A 15,837-nucleotide genomic window follows, 5' to 3' on the forward strand; every position below is an offset into this window, starting at 1 on the left:
GGGGTACCGGCCGTCGCCTGTGCGACGGCCGGATTCGTTCGCCGCCTGTTCTTCGCGGCGGCACGGGAGGGACACGGCGGTCCCTGTTCTGCTCTGCCGGAGGGGGAGGAGCGGGCGAGTACGGTGGGACGCGCGGTGGTCCGGCCGGGGTGCCGGGCGTCCGGGGAGTGCCGGTCAGCCGGTGACACGGATCCCGACGAGTACGGAGCGGGCGCCGCCGACGGTGGTGGTGGCGCCGTTCGCGGTGAGGTCGGCGCTGATCGGGTGGTCGGCTGTCTCCAGGGCGAGGACGCGCGGAAGTGCCGGCGTGAGCCGGCCGGTCCGGGCGGTGGCCCGGAAGCAGCGGGCGGAATCGCGGCCGGCCGCGTCGTCCGCACGAGGCGCGTCCCGAACCGCGGGCGAATCACCCTCTCCGGTCGCCCGGCCTCTGAACGCCGGGGACCGCGGTCCCGCGAGCACACCCGCTCGCGGGACCGCGGCACACCGGGAGCCGTGACCGGCGGTGGTCACCAGGGGGGCGTGGCCGCCACCTGGCCTCCCCAGGATTCCCTGCGGTTGCCTTCCGTCCTCTCCCACCACCAGTGCTCGAGCGTTCCGTCGGCCGCCGCCCCGTACACGTGCTGTACGTCGTCGACCACGTGTGCCACCGGGTCGGAGCGCACCGTCCCGGCCAGCACCGCGTACCGCACGCTGTAGGACGGGTCCCACCACCAGTGGGCGAGGGTGTCTTTCGCGGTCCGCGCGAAGACATGCCGCTGGGAGCCGTGGACGAAGGCGACCGGACGGCCGCCCAGGGGCTCCGGCGTGGACCACGTCTCCCGCTCGACGACCTGCGCGGCGGCCCCCCGTGACCAGTGCGCGAGCCTGCCGTCGGCGTCACCGGCGAACACGTGCTGCTGCCCCTCGTGAACGAACGCCGTCGGTGTGCCCCGTACGGTGCCTCCCCAGGACTCGTGCCGCACCCCGGGCCCCTTCGTCCACCACCAGTGGTGGAGCGCGCCGTCGGTACCGGCCGCCCACACGTGCTGCTGGGTGCCGTACACCACGGCGACCGGGTCACCGGCCAGGGAGCCGGGGGCCGCCCAGGTCTGCCGGCGCAGTTCGCCGCTGCCCTCGTCCCAGAAGCTGTGCAGCAGTCTGCCGTCGACGGCCCGTACGAACGCATGCTGCTGACCGGGGGTCACCAGGGCCGTGGGTGCCCCGGCCACCGTGCCGGCCGGCAGCCAGGCCTCCTGGACCACCGCTTTGGCGGCCGTGTCCCAGAAGCGGTGCTGCAGGCTGCCGTCGGTGCCCCGCACCAGTGTGTGCTGCTGGGTCCCGTACGGGAACGCCACCGCCTCACCGGCGACGCCGGAGCCCCAGGTGCCGCGCTTGACCGTGCCGTCGGCCTCCTCGAACCAGTGGCCGAGACCGCCGGTCGGGGTGGGGGCGAACAGGTGGAGCTGGTCGGGCGAGCCGGTGGGGAGCGCCCCGGTGTACTGGCCGGCGGTCAGGGTGCCGGCGCCGTCCGGCCGGTCGAGGTCCGCCTCGGTGAAAACCGCCCACTTGATGAACTGGTGCTGGGCGGTGGTTCCCCCTTCGTACAGGATGCCGTACCGCCCGCCGGTCAGATCGGCCATGTCGGAGTAGGCGGAGATGCCGTCCGTCACCAGCGCGCCCTGGGCGGGGGTCTGCCAGGTGAGGCCACCGTCGAAGGAGGAGCGGATGGTCAGGCCCCTGCGCTCGTCGGTGTCGGCGGGCGCGGCCAGCAGCACCCGGTCGTAACCGTCCCGGTCCTCGGCGCGTACGGCCAGTGTGGAGGCCTGCACACCCATGCGGGGCAGTTGCAGGGGTTCCAGCGGTGCGAAGTCCGCCTCGAAGGTCAGTCCCTGGTCGCGGGAGACCGCGTACGCGGCCCGCACGGTGTCGGTGCCCTCCTCGTTGCGGGCCACTGCCATCAGGCTTCCGTCCGCACGCTCGAAGACGCTCAGCTCCTGGACGCCGAGCTCGGGTTCGGCGCCGTGGGAGGAGGCGCCGGACTGCCAGGTGCGGCCCCCGTCGTCGCTGTGGATCAGGGCGCCGCCCTTCGGATCCTGCAGGTGCCGGCCCGGCGCGATCCGGTAGCCCATGCCGGCCACCAGGCGTCCGGCATGCGCGCCCCGCGTCAGCATGATGCCGTGCGAGGGACCGACGCCGAGTCGCCCCTCGCCGAGCGCCCCCCACTCCGGCTTCCACACGGCGGACGTGATGTCCCTCGCCGCTTCCCAGCTCAGGCCGTCGTCCGTGCTCGTCCGTACCTGGACGCGCCGGTAACTCTCGGTGTACAGCAGGACGATGTCGCCGTTCCCGGTGTTCACGATCGGGGTCGCGTTGTGCGGGAAGGCCAGGCCGCTCGCCTCCTGTCTGCTCGCGGTCACCACGGTCAGCGGACCCCAGGTCGCGCCGCCGTCGGTGGAATGTTTCAGGACGAGGTCGATGCGGCCGCTGTCGCCGCAGTCGTCGTTGCGCGCCTCGGCGAAGGCCAGGAGCTTTCCGCTGCCGGTGCGGACCACGGCGGGGGCGCGGAAGCAGGAGTAACCCGACTCGCCCGACGCGAAGACCGTTCCGTGCCCGCCCGGCACGGCGCCGGCCGGCACCGTTTCGACGGGCGTCGTGCGCGAGCCCGTGCCCAGGGCGGCTCCTCCCCAGAGCACCGCCAGAACCGCCAGGAGGGCCGTCAGAAGTGTGCCTGCTCGGGCCGGGCGTCTTTTCCCGCCGTCCCCGGTCGCTGTGCTGTCGGACATCTCATGCCTTCCGTGTGATCGACAACAGTCGTCAGTCTGTCGATTCGCCGCCCGGTTGTCAGTCGGGTCGGGGAACCGGAACCGGTTCCGGGCGACTCCGCCACCGTCACGGTGAACGCACCCTTGCGCACGCGAAACCGCTGGTTGAACGGTGGTTCGCCCGGTGCCCGGGAAGAGGGGCGCGGCGACGCGCCGGTGGTGCCGGCCGTGTCCACCGCCCGGCAGCGGGCCCGGTCCTCCACGCGCACCGGCGGCGCCGGCGAGGCCGGCGGCACACCCCCAGGACAGTCGCGCCGTGCGAAGAACGACCCGCGAAGTACGGGTCTAGGCTGTGCCCATGGAGCAGCGGGAGATCATGCAGCGGGCTGTGGGGATCCTGACCGAGGCCCTCGAGATGCGGCGGCGGCTCCGCGCGGACCCGGACGCCGACGTGTCGGGGAGCGGAGCCGTCGCCCAGCTCCTGGAGGAGATGCTGCCGCGGATCCAGCTGCCGGCCGACGCGAGCGCGCGCGAGGTGGCGGAGATCGTCACCGAGAAGCTGGGCCCCGCCATCGTGCAGATCACCTCCGCGCTCACCTTCGCCTTCGTCCAGCTCGCCGAGATCCACGACGAGGGCCGCACCGACGTCTCCTCCGCCGACGTCCTGCGCTCCATCTCCCTGCACTACGAGACGGGCGGCAAGGGGTAGCCCCGGGGCGAAGTGGCCGGGAGCCATGGGGTGACGCCGCGGGCCGCGGCTTCTCGCGAGGGCCCGGAGCGGACGGGTGACGCGCGGGCACTTGACGCCGTACGCGCCAGTAGCGATTCTCCCCCCATGGCTTTGCACCGGTCATGACAACTCCGCGACGGAGGGACGTGCGTAATGACCACGTACCGCACCCGACGACACCTCGGGGTCGTATCGCTGCTCCTCCTCGTGCTGGCCGCGGCCCTCGCGCCCACGCCCGGTTCCGCCGCCGACGGCGACTGGTGGGATCCGGTCGCCCGGCCCGCGCCCGACTCCGGGACCGGTGTCGCCGGGGAGCCGTTCAAGGGCACGAACGCCGCGGGTGAGGTACGCGGGTTCGTCGACGCGCACAACCACATCATGGCCAACGAGGCGTTCGGCGGCCGGCTCATCTGCGGCAAGGCCTTCTCCACGAAGGGGATCGCCGACGCGCTCAAGGACTGCCCCGAGCACTACCCCGACGGCTCGCTGGCGATCTTCGACTTCATCACAGGCGGCGGCGACGGCAGGCACGACCCGGTCGGCTGGCCCACCTTCGAGGACTGGCCCGCGCACGACTCCCTGACCCACCAGCAGAACTACTACGCCTGGATCGAACGCGCCTGGCGCGGCGGACAGCGCGTCATGGTCAACGACCTCGTCACCAACGGCGTGATCTGCTCCGTGTACTTCTTCAAGGACCGCGGCTGCGACGAGATGACCTCCATCCGTCTCCAGGCGAAGCTGACGTACGACATGCAGGCCTACGTCGACGGGATGTACGGCGGGCCGGGCAAGGGCTGGTTCCGGATCGTCACCGACAGCGCGCAGGCCCGCGACGTCGTCGCGCAGGGCAAGCTCGCGGTCGTCCTCGGCGTCGAGACCTCCGAACCGTTCGGCTGCAAGCAGGTCCTGGACGTCGCGCAGTGCGACAGGGCCGACATCGACGCCGGACTGGACGAGCTGTACGCGCTCGGCGTGCGCAGCATGTTCCTGTGCCACAAGTTCGACAACGCGCTGTGCGGCGTGCGCTTCGACGAGGGCGCGCTCGGCACCGCCATCAACGTCGGGCAGTTCCTGTCCACCGGCACCTTCTGGCGGACCGAGAAGTGCACCGGGCCGCAGGCCGACAACCCGATCGGGCTCGCCTCCGCGCCCGGCGCCGAGAAGGAGCTCCCCGCGGGCGTCGAGGTCCCGTCGTACGACGAGGACGCGCGGTGCAACGTCCGCGGGCTCACCGAACTCGGCGAGTACGCCGTGCGCGGCATGATGGAACGCAACATGATGCTCGAGATCGACCACATGAGCGTCAAGGCCACCGGGCGGGTGCTCGACATCTTCGAGGCCGCGTCCTACCCCGGCGTGATCTCGTCGCACAGCTGGATGGACCTGGACTGGACCGAGCGGGTCTACGGCCTCGGCGGGTTCGCCGCCCAGTACATGCACGGCTCGGAGGGCTTCGTCGACGAGGCGGACCGCACCGAGGCGCTGCGCGACGAGTACGGCGTGGGCTACGGCTACGGCACAGACATGAACGGCGTCGGCGGCTGGCCGGCCCCGCGCGGGGCGGACGCGCCCGACGCGGTCACCTACCCCTTCCGCAGCGTCGACGGCGGCTCCGTGCTCGACCGGCAGACCACCGGCGAACGCACCTGGGACCTGAACACCGACGGAGCCGCGCACTACGGCCTGGTCCCCGACTGGATCGAGGACATCCGGCGCGTCGGCGGGCAGCACGTGGTGGACGACCTCTTCAAGGGCGCCGAGTCCTACCTCGACACCTGGGGCGCCTCCGAACGGCACCGGGCCGGGGAGAACCTCGCCGACGGCGCGACGGCCACGGCCAGTTCTGCGGAGTGGAACCCGTTCACCAGCTACGCGCCCGGCCGGGCCGTGGACGGTGACCGGGGCACCCGCTGGGCCAGTGACTGGAGCGACGACCAGTGGCTGCGCCTCGACCTCGGCGCCACCCGCCAGGTCGGGCGCGTCACCCTGGACTGGGAACGCGCGTACGGCACGTCGTACCGCGTCGACCTCTCCACCGACGGCGTGGACTGGCGCACCGTCTGGTCCACCGCCTCCGGCGACGGCGGCCTGGACACGGCCGTGTTCACCCCCGCGCCGGCCCGTCACCTCCGTGTGCGGTTCCTGGACCGGGGGACCGAGTGGGGGTACTCGCTCCGCGAGGCCGGCGTCCACGGCCGCTGACGCGAAGCTCAACCGCCCTGCGTGAAAGCCCCGTCGACGATCTCGCGCACCGCGTCGAGCGCCGTGGCCCGGTCGGCGGGGACGAGCCCGATGCGGGTACGGCGGTCGAGCACGTCCTCCTCGTCGAGCGCCCCCTCGTGGCGCAGGGACCAGAGCACTTCGGCGCCGGTGACCGGATACCCGGGCAGCACCGGCTCGCCCAGCCGGGCGTCCCGCGCGCCGAGCGCGTGCACGGCCGGTGCCTCGGTGCCGTAGCGCCGGACGAGACGGCGGGGCGCGGGCAGTCCGGCGAGGACGTGCGGCGGCGCGGCGCCCACCAGGGGCAGGGACGCGGTGGGGGACGGGCCGGCCGGCAGGCCCCGGACACGGACGGCGGTGTCGACGGCGTCCTCGGCCATCCGCCGGTAGGTGGTGAGCTTGCCGCCGACGACGGTGACGACGCCCTCGGACGAGGTGAGCACCGCGTGGCGCCGTGAGAGGTCGGCGGTCCTCGGCGCCGTACCGGAGTGTGCCGCCGTGTCCAGCAGCGGGCGCAGTCCGGCGAAGGCGCCGGCCACGTCGGCGCGGCGGACCGGCACGTGCAGGACGGAGCACAGGACGTCGAGGAGGAAGCCGATGTCCGTCTCGGGCGCCCCGGGGACGTCGGGGATGTCGCCGTCCACGGGTTCGTCGGTGAGGCCGACGTAGACCCGGCCGTCGTCCTGGGGCAGCACGAGGACGAAGCGGTCGCTCTCCCCGGGGACAGGGACGTGCAGCCCCGCGGTCAGGGGGCCGAGACTCTCGGGGCGCAGGACGAGGTGGGTGCCCCGGGAGGGCCGGATCCGGACGCCGTCGACGAGGCCGCCCGCCCAGACACCGGACGCGTTGATCACCGCGCGGGCGCGGATCTCGCCCTCCTCGCCGGTGAGTTCGTCACGGACGCGGGCGCCCGTCGAGGTCAGCTCCAGGGCCCGGACCCGGGTCAGGATCCGCGCCCCGCGCCCCGCGGCCGTACGGGCGAGGGCGGTCACCAGACGGGCGTCGTCGGTGAGCCGGCCGTCCCAGGACAGCAGGCCGCCGCGCAGACCGTCGCGCCGCAGCGCGGGCGCGAGGTGCAGGGTCTCCACCGCGGAGAGCCGGCGCGGCGGGGGCAGGGTGGCCCGTGCCGTGCGGGCGGCCAGACGCAGCGTGTCGCCGGCCCGGAACCCCGCCCGTGCCAGGGCGGCCTGACCGCGCGAGACCAGCGGGGCGAGGGGCAGCACGAACGGCTGGGCCGCTACGAGGTGGGGCGCGGTGCGCTCCATCAGCACCCCGCGTTCGACCGCGCTCTCGCGGGCGACGCCGAGCCGTCCGGAGGCGAGGTAGCGCAGCCCGCCGTGGATGAGTTTGCTGCTGAACCGGGACGTGCCGAAGGCCAGGTCGTGGGCGTCGACGGCGACCACGACCAGCCCGCGCGCCGCGGCGTCCAGCGCCGCCCCGGCGCCCGTGGCGCCGAGGCCGACGACCAGCACGTCGACGACGGGGCCGCCGACGGAGCCGGCCAGTTCACGCGCGCGCCGGCCGGCGGACAGGGAGGAGGCGGAGGCGGGGCCACCGGGGGAGTTCACGGGGTGAGGGTCCTCTCCAGGATGTCGCGCAGCTCGCCGAGGAACGCCTCGGGGGCGAGCTCGGGGTCGTCCTCGTCGGTCATGGTCCGCAGGGACAGGGTGAAGGACTGCACGATCAGCAGCACCGACCGCGCCTGCCGTTCGGGGTGGGCGGCGCGCACCGAGCCGTCGGCGTGCCCCTCGCGCAGGAAGCCGGCCAGCAGTTCCAGCAGGGCCTCCTGGCTCGCCCCGCGACGGTCCAGCACATAGGGCAGGAGCAGCTCGGGGTCCACGTCGAGGATCTTCCGGAAGAGCGGATGGGCGCCGAAGGCGCGGACCGCCGCCACCAGCCCCTCGGTGATCACGTCGCGGGCGGGCACCCCCGGTTCGGGCTCGGGGATCGCCCCGGTGGCCACCGCGATCCACTCCCGGGTCATCAGGTCACCGACCAGCGACCGCACATCGGGCCACCGCCGGTACAGCGTCATCCGGGAGACCCCGGCGCGGCGGGCCACGTCGGTGAGCGTGGTGCGGCGGACCCCGACGGCCAGGACGCAGTCCCGCACCGCGTCGAGCACCGCGTCGTTGTCCGGACCACCGGAACCGTTGTGACGAATAGGCGTCATGTGTCACAGTGTAACGCCACGGCGGCCGTCGGGCGACCTCGACGGCCCCGTTCATTCCGACCGACCGGTGAGGACGACAGCCATGGACATGCTGTGGAGCGGCTGGGGGGACCCGGCCGAGGCGAGGCCGCTGCCCGACACGGTGATCGGGCTGTTGCGCGATCTGCTCGGCGTGAAGCCGCGCGAGACCGGACCCGTGGCCATCGAGGACCTGACCGTCCCGGAGAGCCCGCTGGCACCGGCCGCACGCCGCGCCCTGATCGCGGCCCTGGGCGGCGAGGCCCACGTCCGCACCGACGCCGGGACGCGCATCCGGCACACCCGCGGCAAATCCACCCCCGACCTGCTGCGTATCCGCGAGGGCGACCTCGCCGCGGTCCCGGCCGCCGTACTCCTGCCCGGCGGCCACGACGAGGTGCTCGCCGTCCTGCGGGTGTGCGCCGAACACGGCCTGCCGCTGGTGCCGTTCGGCGGCGGCACCTCCGTCGTCGGCGGCCTCGCCCCCGAACCGCGCGGCGCCTTCGTCGCCCTGGACCTGCGGCGCATGGACGGCCTGCTCGCCCTCGACCCGGTCTCCCGCACCGCCACCCTGGGGCCCGGCCTCCGTGCCCCGCGGGCCGAGGAACTGCTCGCCGGACACGGCTTCACCCTCGGCCACTTCCCCCAGTCCTACGAGTGGGCCACCATCGGAGGCTTCGCGGCCACCCGCTCCAGCGGCCAGGCGTCCGCCGGCTACGGCCGCTTCGACGAGATGGTGCTCTCCCTCACCCTCGCCACCCCCGAGGGCACCCTCGACACCGGCCGCGCCCCGCGCTCGGCCGCCGGACCCGACCTGCGCCAGCTCGTCCTCGGCTCGGAGGGCGCGTTCGGCGTCATCACCTCCGTGACCGTACGCGTCCGGCCCGTCCCGCGGGCCCGCGTCCACGAGGGCTGGCACTTCCCCACGTTCGAGGAGGGGACCACCGCCCTGCGCCGGCTCGCCCAGGACGGACCGCGGCCCACCGTGCTGCGCCTGTCCGACGAGACCGAGACGCTCATCGGCCTGGCGAACCCCGACGCGATCGGCTCCGGCGCGCCACAGACCACCGGCTGCACGGCGATCGCGGGGTACGAGGGCACGGAGGAGGACACGGAGTACCGCAGGGAGCGCGCCGCGGCCGTCCTGCGCGCGTGCGGCGGCACCCCCCTGGGCGAGGAGCCGGGCCGGCGCTGGGCGCACGGCCGCTACTCGGCCCCGTACCTGCGCGACGCGCTCCTGGACGCCGGGGCCTTCGCGGAGACGCTGGAGACGGCGGCCTTCTGGTCCCGCCTCCCCGGGCTGTACACCTCCGTCCGCGAGGCGCTCACCGCCACCCTCACCGGGGCCGGCACCCCACCGCTGGTCATGTGCCACATCTCCCACGTCTACGAGAACGGCGCCTCGCTCTACTTCACCGTGGTCTGCGCCCGGGGCGAGGACCCCGTGGCGCACTGGACGCGTGCCAAGCACGCCGCCAATGAGGCGATCCTCGCCGCCGGCGGCACGATCAGCCACCACCACGGGGTGGGCACCGACCACCGGGACTGGTACGTCCGCGAGGCGGGCCCGCTCGGCGTCGACGCCCTGCGCGCCGTGAAGCGGCGACTGGACCCGGCGGGGCTGCTCAACCCCGGCGTCCTGCTGCCCGCCGACTGACCCGCCCCCCTGACCGTCCTTCCCCGTCCCGTCGGCCCGCCCGGAGGCACCCCGATGCGCCAGTTCACCGCCGTCGTCAACCCCACCGCGGGCGCGGCCACCGGAGCGGCGGCCCTGCTCGCCCTGGCCCGGCACCTCCGTGAGGAGGGCGCCGACCTGCGGACCGAGTACAGCCACAGCCTGGCCCACGCGCGGGAACTGGCCCGCGAGGCCGGACGGCAGGGGCGGATCGTCCTCGCCGTCGGCGGGGACGGCATCGCGGGAGGTGTCGGCGGCGCCCTCAGCGGAACGGGCGCGACCCTCGGCCTCGTCCCGGCCGGCCGGGGCAACGACTTCGCCCGCGCGCTGGGACTGCCCCGGGACCCGGCGGCCCTGGCCCGCGTCCTGCTCCACGCGGAGCCGCGGCAGGTCGACACGGTCGAGGTCACCTCGGCCGTCCACGACCGCACCGTCGTCCTCGGCGGCGTGTACGCCGGGGTGGACGCGCTCGCCAACCGCCACGCCAACCGGTCCAGGCTGCTGCGGGGCTCCGCGTCCTACTACGCGGGCGGCCTGCGGGCCGTCGCCACCTGGAGGCCCGCCCGCTACCGGGTCACCGTCGACGGCGAGGAGCACCCGCACACCGGGTACACGGTGGTGGCCGCCAACTCCGGCCACTACGGCTCAGGGCGCGTCATCGCCCCCGACGCCCGCGTGGACGACGGACTGCTGGACGTCGTCATGATCCGCCAGGCGCCCCGGCGGCTGTTCTTCGCCCTGATGAACGAACTCGAGGCCGGCACCCACGTCCGCTGGCCCCAGGTGCGGATCCTGCGGGGGAGGGAGATCCGCATCGAGGCCGACCGGGAGATCCCCTACGGCGCCGACGGGGAGGTCGACGCCGTCCTCCCCGTCACGGTCAGGGTCCTGCCCGGAGCCCTGCGCGTCCTGTACTGACCGCCGCTCAGGACCGGGTGCCGTGGTAGCGCCGGGCCAGCCGAGCGAGCGCCACGGCGCCGAGCAGCAGTCCGAAGTCGCGCAGTGCGACGTCGTAGTAGCCGGACAGCGTGAGCAGGTTGACGATGATCCCCGCGAGCCACCCGGCGACCAGCCAGCCCCCGAAGCGCGGCGCGACGGCCACGACGACGCCGGCCACGATCTCGATCACCCCCACCGCGTACATCGCCGCCTGCGCGCTGCCCGGGACGATGCCGTCGATCCACGGCGCGAGGTAGACGGGCCAGTCGACGAGGAGGTTCGCGAACTTGTCCAGTCCGAACAGGACCGGCGCCAGGGCGAAGCCCGTGCGCAGGACGGCGAACGCCTGGTAGCCGGGGTCGGTGAGGGCGGCCCGCCGAGGCGTGACCGACGTGCCGCTCGTGGTTGTGGAGGTCATGGCCTGCACCCTTCTTCTAAAGACAACTCTCATTAACGATAGAAGCGCCGATCCTCTCTTTAGTCAATGGCTGTTGCTTTTACACTGGTGTTCGTGGATGACACGGAAGAAGTACGCGACAGGGGCATCGCGGCGATCTCGGCCATCGCCGCTCTCGACGAGCCCACCCGCCGGCGGCTCTACGACTACGTGGTGGGCCGGCGCCACCCGGTCGGCCGGGACGAGGCGGCCGAGGCGCTCGGACTGGCCCGGCAGACCGCGGCCTTCCACCTGGACCGGCTGGCCGCGGAGCACCTGCTCGACGTGCTCCACGTCCGGCGCAGCGGACGCAGCGGTCCGGGCGCGGGCCGCCCGGCCAAGCTCTACCGCCGCTCGGCCGCGCAGATCGCCGTCAGCCTCCCGGACCGGCGCTACGAACTCGCCGGCCGGCTGCTGGCCCAGGCCGTGGAGGAATCCGCCGCCGGCGGGGAACCCGTGCGCGACGTACTGCACCGCAGGGCGCGGGAACTGGGTGTACGGCTGGGGACGGACGGCGACGGGAGGGAGGTCCTCCGTGTACTGGAGCGATACGGCTTCGAGCCGCGTCACGACGGCGGGTCCGTCGTCCTGGGCAACTGTCCCTTCCACGCGCTGGCCCGCGCGCACACGCAGACGGTGTGCGGCATGAACCTGCACCTGATGCGCGGAGTCCTCGAAGGGCTCGGTGAAACGGGGTTCGAGGCCCGTCTGGCGCCGGAACCGGGCCGGTGCTGCGTCCGCCTGGAGCCCGCCGCCTGACCCGGCCGCCAGGAGGAGCCCCATGACCCCGCGCGAGTTGTCGACCTTCGGCCACGGCACCGCGGACCGGGAAGCACTGACCGCACTGCTGCGCGACGCGGGGATCTCCGCCGTCGTGGACGTGCGGATCGGCCCCGGCAGCCGTCGCGACCCCGACCTGGCACGGACCCGGCTGGCCGCATGGCTCCCCGAGGCCGGCATCGCCTACCGCTGGGAACGGGACCTGGGCGGCTTCCGCAAGCCCCCGCCCGACTCGCCCGACACCGTCTGGCGCAACGCCTCCTTCCGCGGCTACGCCGCCCACACCCGCACCCCCGGGTTCGTCACCGCGATGGACACCCTGCTGGATCAGGCCGCCCGCGAGCCGACCGCGGTGATGTGCGGCGAATCCGTGTGGTGGCGGTGCCATCGGCGGCTCATCGCCGACTTCGCCCTTCTCGCCCGCCAGGTGCCGGTGCGTCACCTGATGCACGACGGACGCCACACGTGGCACAGCCCCACGCCGGGCGCACGCCTGCGCGGCGACGGGCTGCTCGTCTACGACGACACCGCCGCCGCGTCGGCGTAGACGGCTCACGCAACCCGGGAGCCACCCGCAGTTACCGGACACGCCCCAAGACTGGACCAGTTCGTTCTCTGGAATTATTCGTGTCTGGGCCTATAGGTTCGGCGCATGACCGCATCCCGGCCGTCGACCGCAGCCGAGGAGCTCCGCGGTGCGGGGCTCCGTGCGACGGCGGCCCGCGTCGCCCTCCTCGAAACCGTCCGCCAGGGCGGCCACCTCGGAGTCGAGGCGATCGCCTCCGAAGTGCGCCGGCGCACGGGGCACGTCTCCCTGCAGGCGGTGTACGAGGCGCTGAACGCGCTCACCGGGGCGGGGCTCGTGCGCCGTGTCGAGCCGGCCGGCAGCCCGGCCCGCTACGAGGGCCGGGTCGGGGACAACCACCACCACGTGGTGTGCCGTTCCTGCGGTGTCGTCGCCGACGTCGACTGCGCGGTCGGTGACGCGCCCTGTCTGACCGCGTCCGGCGGTCACGGTTTCGTGATCGACGAGGCCGAGGTCGTCTTCTGGGGCCTGTGCCCCGACTGTTCCACCTCCCGCCGTACCTGAACTGCGCGAAGCTCTTCGCCCGGAAGGACTCCCATGACAGAGAACCATGACGCGATCGTCACCGATCCCAAGACGGAGGAGGCGGGTGGCTGCCCGGTCGCGCACGGGCGCGCCCCGCACCCCACCCAGGGCGGCGGAAACCGCCAGTGGTGGCCCGAGCGCCTCAACCTGAAGATCCTCGCCAAGAACCCGGCCGTGGCGAACCCGCTCGGCGAGGACTTCGACTACACCGAGGCGTTCCAGGCCCTCGACCTCCCGGCGGTGAAGCGGGACATCGCCCAGGTGCTGACCACCTCCCAGGACTGGTGGCCCGCCGACTTCGGCCACTACGGCCCCCTCATCGTCCGCATGGCCTGGCACAGCGCCGGCACCTACCGCATCAGCGACGGCCGCGGCGGCGCCGGGGCCGGCCAGCAGCGCTTCGCCCCGCTCAACAGCTGGCCCGACAACGCCAACCTCGACAAGGCCCGCCGCCTGCTGTGGCCCGTCAAGAAGAAGTACGGCAAGAGCCTGTCCTGGGCCGACCTGCTGATCCTCTCCGGCAACGTCGCCCTGGAGTCGATGGGCTTCACCCCCTTCGGCTTCGCCGGCGGCCGCGAGGACGTCTGGGAGCCCGAGGAGGACGTCTACTGGGGCCCCGAGTCCACCTGGCTCGGTGACGAGCGCTACACCGGCGACCGGGAGCTGGAGAGCCCGCTCGGCGCCGTCCAGATGGGCCTCATCTACGTCAACCCGGAGGGTCCCAACGGCAACCCGGACCCGATCGCCTCGGCCCGTGACATCCGCGAGACGTTCCGCCGGATGGCGATGAACGACGAGGAGACCGTCGCCCTGATCGCGGGCGGCCACACCTTCGGCAAGACCCACGGCGCGGGCCCCGCCGACCACGTCGGCGCCGACCCCGAGGCCGCCGGCCTCGAGGAGCAGGGCCTGGGCTGGAAGAGCACCTTCGGCACCGGCAAGGGCGGTGACACGATCACCAGCGGTCTCGAGGTGACGTGGACCAACACGCCGACGACCTGGGACAACAGCTTCTTCGAGATCCTCTTCGGCTACGAGTGGGAGCTGTTCAAGAGCCCCGCGGGCGCCCACCAGTGGCGGCCGAAGGACGGCGCGGGGGCGGGCACCGTGCCGGACGCCCACGACCCGTCGAAGAGCCACCAGCCGACGATGCTGACCACGGACCTCGCGCTCCGCTTCGACCCGGTCTACGGCCCGATCTCCCGGCGCTTCCTGGAGAACCCGGACGAGTTCGCGGACGCCTTCGCCCGCGCCTGGTACAAGCTCACCCACCGCGACATGGGTCCCAAGTCGCTGTACCTCGGCCCGGAGGTGCCCGCCGAGACCCTGCTGTGGCAGGACCCGCTGCCGGAGCGCACGTACGACCTGATCGACGCCGCGGACGTCGCCGCCCTCAAGGAGCGGATCCTCGCCTCGGGCCTGCCGGTGTCCGAGCTGGTGTCGACGGCGTGGGCGTCGGCCTCGTCCTTCCGCGGCAGCGACAAGCGCGGCGGCGCCAACGGCGCGCGCGTCCGCCTGGAGCCGCAGCGCGGCTGGGAGGCCAACGACCCCGACCGGCTGGCGACGGTGCTGCGCACCCTGGAGGGCGTCCAGGAGTCCTTCAACGCCGAGCAGACCGGCGGCAAGCGGGTCTCGCTCGCCGACCTGATCGTGCTGGCCGGTGCCGCGGGCGTCGAGAAGGCCGCCAAGGACGGCGGCGTCGACATCGAGGTCCCGTTCACGCCGGGCCGCGTGGACGCCGCGCAGGAGCAGACGGACACGGAGTCCTTCGCCGCGCTCGAGCCGACCGCCGACGGCTTCCGCAACTACCTCGGCAAGGGCAACCGCCTGCCCGCCGAGTTCCTGCTGCTCGACAAGGCCAACCTGCTGACGCTGAGCGCCCCCGAGATGACCGTCCTGGTCGGCGGCCTGCGGGTGCTGGGCGCCAACCACCGGCAGACGTCGCACGGCGTGTTCACCACGGCCCCCGGCACCCTGACCAACGACTTCTTCGTCAACCTGCTCGACCTGGGCACCACGTGGAAGTCGACGTCCGAGGACCAGACCGTGTTCGAGGGCCGCGACGCGGCCACCGGCGAGGTCAAGTGGACCGGCACCCGTGCCGACCTCGTGTTCGGATCGAACTCCGAGCTGCGCGCGCTCGCGGAGGTCTACGCGAGCGACGACGCCAAGGAGAAGTTCGTGCGGGACTTCGTCAAGGCGTGGGACAAGGTCATGAACCTCGACCGGTTCGACCTCGTCTGATCCCCCCGCCCCGCTGATCCGGGCCGGCCCTCCGGGGCCGGCCCGGACGTGCGCCGGCCCCGAGATGCGGGCGGGCCGCCGTGCCACCAGGGTGGAAGCGAGCCGACCGCCACCGAAGGAGGCGCTGGACATGGGCAAGGGCACCGGCCGCGGCAAGGATCTCCACAAGGGCGACGAGGTCGCCTGGAGCAGCCACGGCGGCGAGGCGACGGGCAAGGTCGAGAAGAAGATCACCGAGCGCACCGAGGCGGCCGGGCGCACGGTCGCCGCCTCCGAGGAGGAACCGCAGTACGAGGTGCGCAGCGAGAAATCGGGCAGGCCGGCGGTCCACAAGCCCTCCGCGCTCAGGAAGAAGAAGTGAGCGCCGTGGAGGAGGACCGCGAGGACGAGACCTGGGACGAGTTCCGCGAGCTGGTCAACATGAAGCCGGCCGGCCTCGAGAAGTGGCTCGGCACGGAGGAGTCCCGCAGCGCGGGCCGGCACGCGGACGGCGGCGAGTCGACCGGTCACGCGTCCGGCCGCCGCATCGTCGGCATCCTCCGCACCGCGAGGAAGGACCTCTCCGACGACGACTACGCGCACATGCGCAAGGTCGTCGGCTACATCCGCCGCCACCTCGCCCAGCGCCCGTCCGGCGACGTACGCGACACGCGCTGGCGCCACTCGCTGATGAACTGGGGCCACGACCCGCTCGACGACGCGTCCTGACACCACCGCCCACGGACCTCCCTGGAGGGCCGTACACCGTGCGGGATCCGTCCCGCCGG

At 73.5% G+C, this 15,837-nt stretch carries 15 protein-coding genes; 10 read left to right on the forward strand and 5 right to left on the reverse strand.

Features of this window, described 5'->3' with window-relative positions; translation table 11 throughout:
* Nucleotides 1-174 precede the first annotated feature (174 nt).
* Nucleotides 175-510 (reverse strand): hypothetical protein, encoded by a 336-nt coding sequence (locus ACF1DX_RS24960; RefSeq protein ID WP_391793349.1) that lies wholly within the window; start codon nucleotides 508-510, stop codon nucleotides 175-177.
* On the reverse strand, nucleotides 507-2,762 hold the full coding sequence (locus tag ACF1DX_RS24965; protein WP_391793350.1) for an exo-alpha-sialidase: 2,256 nt from the start codon (nucleotides 2,760-2,762) through the stop codon (nucleotides 507-509). Before ACF1DX_RS24965 ends, ACF1DX_RS24960 begins: the two co-directional genes overlap by 4 nt.
* Nucleotides 2,763-3,099: 337 nt before the next feature.
* On the opposite strand from ACF1DX_RS24965, the gene ACF1DX_RS24970 reads away from it, so the two are divergent.
* Both ACF1DX_RS24970 and ACF1DX_RS24975 read left to right on the forward strand, forming a co-directional pair.
* A complete protein-coding gene (locus ACF1DX_RS24970; protein WP_391793351.1) occupies nucleotides 3,100-3,450 on the forward strand; it encodes a hypothetical protein in 351 nt (116 codons plus the stop codon).
* Between the two features lie 174 nt (nucleotides 3,451-3,624).
* Nucleotides 3,625-5,676, forward strand: coding sequence for a discoidin domain-containing protein (locus ACF1DX_RS24975; protein ID WP_391793352.1), 2,052 nt, complete (start codon nucleotides 3,625-3,627; stop codon nucleotides 5,674-5,676).
* Nucleotides 5,677-5,684: 8 nt separating this feature from the next.
* Here ACF1DX_RS24975 and ACF1DX_RS24980 read toward each other — a convergent pair whose 3' ends face one another.
* Nucleotides 5,685-7,262, reverse strand: a complete 1,578-nt coding sequence (locus ACF1DX_RS24980; protein ID WP_391793353.1) for a glycerol-3-phosphate dehydrogenase/oxidase — start codon at nucleotides 7,260-7,262, stop codon at nucleotides 5,685-5,687.
* Nucleotides 7,259-7,867, reverse strand: coding sequence for a TetR/AcrR family transcriptional regulator (locus ACF1DX_RS24985; protein ID WP_391793354.1), 609 nt, complete (start codon nucleotides 7,865-7,867; stop codon nucleotides 7,259-7,261). Before ACF1DX_RS24985 ends, ACF1DX_RS24980 begins: the two co-directional genes overlap by 4 nt.
* A gap of 82 nt (nucleotides 7,868-7,949) precedes the next feature.
* Here ACF1DX_RS24985 and ACF1DX_RS24990 point away from each other — a divergent pair, with 82 nt between their 5' ends.
* Entirely contained in the window at nucleotides 7,950-9,542 is a 1,593-nt protein-coding gene (locus tag ACF1DX_RS24990) for an FAD-binding oxidoreductase (RefSeq protein ID WP_391793355.1), read from the forward strand.
* Nucleotides 9,543-9,596: 54 nt separating this feature from the next.
* Nucleotides 9,597-10,478 carry a YegS/Rv2252/BmrU family lipid kinase gene (locus tag ACF1DX_RS24995; RefSeq protein ID WP_391793356.1) on the forward strand — a complete coding sequence of 294 codons (882 nt, stop codon included), beginning with the start codon at nucleotides 9,597-9,599 and terminating at the stop codon, nucleotides 10,476-10,478.
* Between the two features lie 7 nt (nucleotides 10,479-10,485).
* Here the strand turns inward: ACF1DX_RS24995 and ACF1DX_RS25000 are convergent, their stop codons facing one another.
* The gene (locus ACF1DX_RS25000) at nucleotides 10,486-10,917 is read right to left on the reverse strand and encodes a hypothetical protein (protein ID WP_391793357.1); all 432 of its coding nucleotides are present in this window, start codon (nucleotides 10,915-10,917) and stop codon (nucleotides 10,486-10,488) included.
* 87 nt (nucleotides 10,918-11,004) lie between these two features.
* Here ACF1DX_RS25000 and ACF1DX_RS25005 point away from each other — a divergent pair, with 87 nt between their 5' ends.
* The 6 genes from ACF1DX_RS25005 to ACF1DX_RS25030 all read left to right on the forward strand — a co-directional run bounded on the left by ACF1DX_RS25005 (nucleotide 11,005) and on the right by ACF1DX_RS25030 (nucleotide 15,778).
* Entirely contained in the window at nucleotides 11,005-11,694 is a 690-nt protein-coding gene (locus tag ACF1DX_RS25005) for a helix-turn-helix transcriptional regulator (protein ID WP_391793524.1), read from the forward strand.
* Nucleotides 11,695-11,716: 22 nt separating this feature from the next.
* A complete protein-coding gene (locus ACF1DX_RS25010) occupies nucleotides 11,717-12,262 on the forward strand; it encodes a DUF488 family protein (RefSeq protein WP_391793358.1) in 546 nt (181 codons plus the stop codon).
* 105 nt (nucleotides 12,263-12,367) lie between these two features.
* The gene (locus ACF1DX_RS25015; RefSeq protein ID WP_391793359.1) at nucleotides 12,368-12,805 is read left to right on the forward strand and encodes a Fur family transcriptional regulator; all 438 of its coding nucleotides are present in this window, start codon (nucleotides 12,368-12,370) and stop codon (nucleotides 12,803-12,805) included.
* Nucleotides 12,806-12,838: 33 nt separating this feature from the next.
* Nucleotides 12,839-15,070, forward strand: a complete 2,232-nt coding sequence (katG, locus tag ACF1DX_RS25020) for a catalase/peroxidase HPI (protein ID WP_391793360.1) — start codon at nucleotides 12,839-12,841, stop codon at nucleotides 15,068-15,070.
* Between the two features lie 130 nt (nucleotides 15,071-15,200).
* Nucleotides 15,201-15,431, forward strand: a complete 231-nt coding sequence (locus ACF1DX_RS25025) for a DUF2945 domain-containing protein (protein ID WP_391793361.1) — start codon at nucleotides 15,201-15,203, stop codon at nucleotides 15,429-15,431.
* Nucleotides 15,428-15,778 (forward strand): DUF3140 domain-containing protein, encoded by a 351-nt coding sequence (locus tag ACF1DX_RS25030; RefSeq protein ID WP_391793362.1) that lies wholly within the window; start codon nucleotides 15,428-15,430, stop codon nucleotides 15,776-15,778. Before ACF1DX_RS25025 ends, ACF1DX_RS25030 begins: the two co-directional genes overlap by 4 nt.
* The last annotated feature ends 59 nt before the right edge of the window (nucleotides 15,779-15,837 follow it).

The sequence above is a fragment of the Streptomyces sp. NPDC014676 genome (assembly GCF_043084105.1).
Taxonomy (GTDB): Bacteria; Actinomycetota; Actinomycetes; order Streptomycetales; family Streptomycetaceae; genus Streptomyces.